Source organism: Pseudoalteromonas sp. TB51, assembly GCF_000498055.1.
GTDB lineage: Bacteria > Pseudomonadota > Gammaproteobacteria > Enterobacterales > Alteromonadaceae > Pseudoalteromonas > Pseudoalteromonas atlantica.
In genome coordinates, this window is sequence record NZ_AUTO01000048.1 from 1 (window position 1) to 6,429 (window position 6,429).

Below are 6,429 nucleotides of genomic sequence, written 5' to 3' on the forward strand. Positions count from 1 at the left end.
CTAGCCGTGAGTAAAGCACCAAATATATTTGCTTTTTTGTGCCTTTGCGTTAGTATTATTAGCAACACGGCCCCTATCGGTAATGTTACGAAAGTAACAACTGCTTAGGGGTTTTTTTATGCCTGTAATATTATTGCCAATCATTTCGCCAATTAACTGGCGCGCCCATTCCTACTAAGTTTAACTTCAAATGTTCTAAGTTTGGAAATGACTCTAAGTGCTCTTTTACTCGCTCTGGCCAACTTGAGTTAGGGTTTATTCGTTTCATTAATACTAAGCAGATACGAAGTAATAAATAACAACGAGCTTGGGCGTGTGTATTCGTAATGTAGTCATTAACCCAAGGGTGCTCCGCTTTAGCAGGCAACTTTGGTTGATCCGTCATATTGCGGTTCCATAATCGGCTGTGGTGCGCGCACACATTACGTAAGTAATTAAGACTTCTTAGCCAAGAGGCAAATATCCGGCCATTACTTACACCATAACGGTTTGCTATAGCGTCTTGGTCGGCCTCTAGCATTCCATCAAATAAGCGCGACATAGTACCAAAATCCCAGACCTCACAGGCAACCCAGATAGGTAAAGGTAGCCCATACTTCGCTTTATTATGCTTAACAAATTCTTCTTTTGAGCGGCTTATTAGTTTAGCGTGACCACCAAGCCATTCGTGATGTTTTGTTACACCTTTGCGCCCATCAAGTACTTGGCTAAAATCAGGAAATAAACAATTAGGCTTTAAATAGGCAAAGGAATCTTTCTCGCCAAGTGTATGCGATATATCCACTCTAAGGGCAACTTCTATACGCTCTAACGCATCCATCGCAAGCATACGTAGCCGTTTATCAAATACATACAATTCAACCGCATCTGTAAAACAGCTACCCGCTTTAAAGGTTTCGAAAGGGAGTGTGGTTTCTTTGGTTTTTTGCGCTTTATTGCCCTTATAAATTAACTCGCATACCTTACCCGAACGATCTCTAAAAGAGTACCAGTAACCACTTAAGCGATAGTAGCCTATGCGCTCAATGTAATTCAGCGCTGCGGCTTTATCGGTCACAATCAAGCCGCGTTGCTGTAACTTAGCAAGCTGTTCATCAAAGCCAAGCCAAGGTTTGTTATACGCCATAGCTAAAGCGCCTGTTCGACTATGGCATCGGTTAGGTGAAGTTTAGTGGTTTGTGCGTCGGTTAAACGGGCTTTAAGTTGGTCGCAGAGTGCCATTAATTCATCTACTTTAGCGACAATGCGCTTTTGTTCATTCAGCGATGGAAAAACCAATAGAAAACTCGAGATAGTTTTCAAAACTAGGTTTTTATTACCTACACCTTGTGTCCCCTCTTCTGATTGAGTTTTCACTAAAGGAGATTTCACTAATAAAGATAAATATTCGCCATCTATCTCTTCTTTAGGGAACTTAACTAAAGCAACACTTACAAAGATACTAAACTCTGTATCTGTATTTATTAAAATAGGAATACCAGTAGTACCAACCTTAGTTAGCAGCAAATCACCTTTTTGAGGGTTGCACCTTTTAGTTAAATCTAAGTGCTGTTCATGTGAAATAAACCTTGTATCACTAAAACTTAGTTCCCCTGAGCTCATATCTTTAACTGATAAAAAAGGGACTCCACTATCTATGTATTTAGGCGTGTGATGAGCTCCATCAGTTATTAGATATGAGATTCCGCCAAACCTCGCCCACTCCCACCCATCAGGTAATTCAAACGGTTTTTCTTCGTCGGTGATTTCTGGCAGTGGCTTTTGCTTTTTAATTTTTTTGTCTTTAATCAGTTGGGCTTTTTCTGCTTCTATGCGCTCCAGGAGCTTGGCAGCGGGTTCGTCGTTTGGGTTTTGTGGGACGAGTTTGCCCATTACTGCTAGTTGTAAAATGGTTTGCTTTAGCGTGTCGATGCTGGCGGTGGTGGTGAATAGCGTGTCGAAGTGCTCGCTTAAACGTTGCCAGTTTTGTTGAAACTGTGCTGTGGCTTGTTCGGGTGTTGCGGTTTGCTCTGGTGCTTTCAGCAAGGCCTCTAACAGCACTTCAACTAACGTTTGATGTGCCCTAATACTATTTTCAGTTTGCGCCTCAAGCGCATCACACAAGCCCATTAGTTCATCGACTTTAGCAACGATACGTTGTTGCTCTTTCTCTGGGGGAATAGGAATAATTGCTTCATTTGCACGCACAATTGTCAATGTGTGAACAGTAGTCCCCATACTTTTCTCATGTATTGCTTTTACCCACAAAGGTGAATACATAAATGTTTTCAAGTAATCAGAGTTGATATTCGCTAAATTTTTAAAGATTAAAACACTTGCGTCTTTAAAATAGAACTTATCATCTGAAGTAACGATATAAGGCACACCTATAGTACCTACGCCGGTGATCATTAAATCACCTTTTTCAGGCACATTTCCTTGCTCCGATAGCTTTGTGTATAGCTCTTGAGTAATGAATAAATCATCTTCAACATAACCATTAGAACTCAGTTTGACTATCTCTCTAGCTCGATAAAATGGCACTCCATCACTTTGCCAGTCTTTTTTTTGAACTCGACTGCTAGAACCAATTAATCCTATATTTCCTAACCTTTGAATGTTCCAACCTTCGGGCACTTCAAACGGTTTTTCATCCTCACTAATTTCCGGTAATGCTTTTGGCTTTTTGATTTTTTTATCTTTAATCAACTGTGCTTTTTCAGCGGCTATTCGCTCTAGCAACACTGAGGCTGGTTCATCATTTGGATCTTGCGGCACTAATTTGCCACGTACAGCGAGATCTAAAATCAGTTCGCGGAGTTTTTTAATGCCATGTAGTGAAAACTTTTTAGATGAGCCTCGACCTGATGACGACTTTTGCTCAATGGCGGTTGTCCAAATATCGAGGTGCTTGGTGATTAGCTGCTCAGCGTTTGTGTTAGGTATTTTTGACTCAGCCATTACTTGCCCTCAGTATCTTTTGAAAGGGCTGCTGACAATATACCTTTAAGCTGATCGCGCAGGGCTTGTATGTCTGCTTGCTGCTTTGAATAGTCGGCTAGTAACTCTTCTGGGTCGTGGCTTATTACCTCGCCTACATGGGGGTTTTTAATGTCGAGGTTGTAGTTACGAGCAATAATATCGTCGATTGATACTTTCCACGCTTGCTCGGTTTCAGTCCGGCTTGCAAAGCCATCGGCCTCATTGCCCCACCATTCAAGTTCGGTTTTAAATTCTTCAAACTTCATTGGTTTGGTTTTGTTGTAATTTTTTACACCGGCTGGATATGGGTGCTCGTAAAACCACACGTCTTTTGTTGGCGTGCCTTTAGTAAAAAACAGTATGTTAGTTTTAATACCGGTGTACGGGTTAAACACGCCATTGGGTAAGCGTATTATGGTGTGTAAGTTACATTCTTCTACCAATAACTTTTTAATTTTAGTTTTAACGCCTTCACCAAACAAGGTGCCATCTGGCAATACTACCGCAGCGCGCCCTTTAGTGTTAAGCACTTCTATAATGAGCTGTAAGAATAAGTCTGCTGTTTCGCGAGTTTGCAGGTCGCTTGGGAAGTTTTTTTCGATGCCGTCTTCTTCGGTGCCGCCAAACGGAGGGTTGGTGATGATAACATCTACTTGATCATCCCAGCTTGAAAGCGGCTTATTTAGGGTATTGCCGTGTTTAACTTGGACCGGCACCTCTATGCCGTGAAGCATCATGTTGGTAGTACACAGTAAGTGCGGGAGTTGTTTTTTCTCTACACCATGTATTTGCTTTTGCAATATTTGGTGGTCGTCGCCCGATTTTACATAGTTAGCTTTTACATGGTCGAACGCACACGCTAAAAAGCCACCGGTACCACAGGCAGGGTCCATAATAGACTCGCCTAGTTTTGGGTCGGTTACTGCCACTATAAATTTAGTAATTGCGCGCGGGGTATAAAATTCGCCCGCGTTGCCTGCGCTTTGTAAGTCTTTTAATATTTGCTCGTACAGATCGCCAAATAAGTGGCGCTCTTTTGAGTCGGTAAAGTCTATCTCATTTAGCTTATTAATGACCTGGCGCAGTAGCGTGCCGTTTTTCATGTAGTTAAAGGCATCGCTAAACGCTTGGGTAACTACGTAGCCACGTGGGTTTTTATCTATCGGTGCGGTTAGATTTTTAAGCTCAGGGAATAGCTTGTCGTTTACAAACTCTAGTAGCTCATCGCCCGTTATGCTTTCGTTACCTGCTGCCCAATTGCGCCATAAAAACTGCTCGGGGATTGGCTCGCGATAGTCGTCTAGTTCAAGCTCTAGTTCTTCTTCTTGCGCGTCGAATACTTTTAAAAATAGTAACCACGACATTTGACCAAGGCGTTGTGCGTCGCCATCGACACCGGCGTCTTTACGCATAATATCTTGAATTGATTTAATAGCTGAACTGATAGACATAATATTCTCTTGTTTGATTATTTTTATAAACAGCGGCTAAAAGCGAGTATGAAAGCTGTTTAATTTAAATGGTTTAATGTTTGCTGTGGCTAATACATAGCAACAGCAAACATAAATTTAGGCTGTTTTAGGCGCTGGCATTTGGTAAATTTCGGCTTCGAGCTCTTTAAGTGCTTGCTCGTATTGTGGTTTGCCACCAAAGCCTTTTTTTACTATTTCACTTAGGCTGCCTATTTCGTTAAATGGCGCCACTTTAAGTGCTTGCATAGATTCTATTTCTTGCACGCCTACATCGGCGTATTTTAACAGAAGGTTCTCGAGTACGGTGTGTGCGGTACCCGAATATTTAGTGAAATAGTTACGCTTTTGTACGTTATCTGCGCGCTCTTTACGGGTAAGGGGCGGTTGGTCGTATACTACATGGCAGATCATATCAAAAGGGTCCATATCTTTGCCGACTTCTTCTTCAAGCGCCGACCAAATAATGCCTTCTTCGGCAAGTTCATCTATTACTGCTTGTTTACGGTCTGACTCGTTCCAACGCTTTACAAAGTCGTCTAATGAACTGTATTGTTTGCTCATGGTTTTACGGGTGTAATCTATAAATGACTCGGTAACCAGTTTACCGTCGGTATCGTAATACTGGACTCGCTCTGCCACTTTATTAACGGTAACACCTGATACGCGGTACTTAACCATTTTGTTTGTTTCATCGTCCCATTCGCCATCAAGGCTGCCATCGCCTTTAGGGTCATTTATGGTGTCGTTATTGGCATCGCTTTCATCGCCGGTTGATTGATCATCGAATACGCTATCAGGCTGCTCTTCGCCGGTTGTATCGTCTTGTGATTCAATATCAACGTCTTCGTTTTCAATGTCGGTTGGCGTTACTTTGATTACTTTTTCTGGTGTGCCATCAAAACGTTCATCGGCAAATAACTCGGTGGCTTTTTTAAAGTCGAGTATAGTAAACCACAACTTGCCGTAGCGGTCGTCAATACGGGTACCCCGCCCAATGATTTGTTTAAACTTGGTCATTGATTGGATGTTTTGATCAAGCACTACTAGCTTACAGGTTTTAGCGTCTACCCCTGTGGTCATAAGCTCTGAGGTGGTAGCAATTACTGGGTAAGGGCGTTTAGGGTTTATAAAGTTGTCGAGCTGGCCTTTACCTAGTTCGTCATCGCCGGTGATCTTCATCACGTATTTATCGTTTTTAGCCATTTGCTCTGGGTTTAAATTAGCAATGGCCCGGCGCATACGTTCGGCGTGATCTATGTCGTTACAAAACACGATGGTTTTAGCCATAGGATCTGTACGCTTTAAGTAATTAGTAATGGTTTCGGCCACCAGCTGGGTACGCTCGTCTATGACCATTGTGCGGTCAAAGTCTTTTTGGTTGTATATACGGTCTTCTATTATTTCGCCTTGGTTATCTACTTGCCCTTTTGTTGGTCGCCAGCCTTGTAGGTCTACATCAAGATCAACGCGTACCACTTTGTATGGTGCTAAAAAGCCATCTTCTATCCCTTCTTTAAGGGAGTAGGTATAAGCAGGGTCACCAAAGTAATCGGTGTTTGATACTTCGTCGGTTTCTTTTGGTGTCGCGGTTAAGCCTACTTGAGCAGCCCCTTTAAAGTAGGTGAGTATTTCGCGCCATGCGCTATCTTCACTTGCGCTACCACGGTGGCACTCGTCAATGATAATAAGGTCGAAAAAGTCAGGGTCTACTTGCTTAAACGCTTTTTGAGATTCTTCTGGCCCTGTTAGTGCTTGGTATAGTGCTAGGTGTATTTCGTAAGCGGGGTCGATTGTTCTGCCGGTAATTTTGGTCATTGACGTACCAAACGGCTGAAAGTCGTTAATACGTGTTTGATCAACCAATATGTTGCGGTCGGCTAAAAACAAGATGCGTTTTTTAGCGCGTGATTTCCATAAGCGCCAAATAATTTGAAACGCGGTATAAGTTTTACCGGTTCCTGTTGCCATAACAAGGAGTACGCGGTCTTTACCTGCC

The 6,429-nt window shown here is 42.5% G+C and carries 4 protein-coding genes; all 4 read right to left on the minus strand.

Annotation, left to right across the window (positions count from 1 at the left end; all coding sequences use genetic code 11):
* Nucleotides 1–130: 130 nt before the first annotated feature.
* The gene (locus L650_RS0101350) at nucleotides 131–1,126 is read right to left on the minus strand and encodes an Abi family protein (protein ID WP_029771905.1); all 996 of its coding nucleotides are present in this window, start codon (nucleotides 1,124–1,126) and stop codon (nucleotides 131–133) included.
* A 2-nt stretch (nucleotides 1,127–1,128) separates the two neighbouring features.
* Nucleotides 1,129–2,940 (minus strand): restriction endonuclease subunit S, encoded by a 1,812-nt coding sequence (locus L650_RS0101355; RefSeq protein WP_029771906.1) that lies wholly within the window; start codon nucleotides 2,938–2,940, stop codon nucleotides 1,129–1,131.
* Nucleotides 2,940–4,412, minus strand: coding sequence for an N-6 DNA methylase (locus L650_RS0101360; protein WP_029771907.1), 1,473 nt, complete (start codon nucleotides 4,410–4,412; stop codon nucleotides 2,940–2,942). The genes L650_RS0101355 and L650_RS0101360 overlap by 1 nt, the downstream gene beginning before the upstream one ends.
* Before the next feature lie 117 nt (nucleotides 4,413–4,529).
* The coding region (hsdR, locus tag L650_RS0101365; protein ID WP_029771908.1) for an EcoAI/FtnUII family type I restriction enzme subunit R at nucleotides 4,530–6,429 on the minus strand (1,900 nt) is incomplete at its 5' end.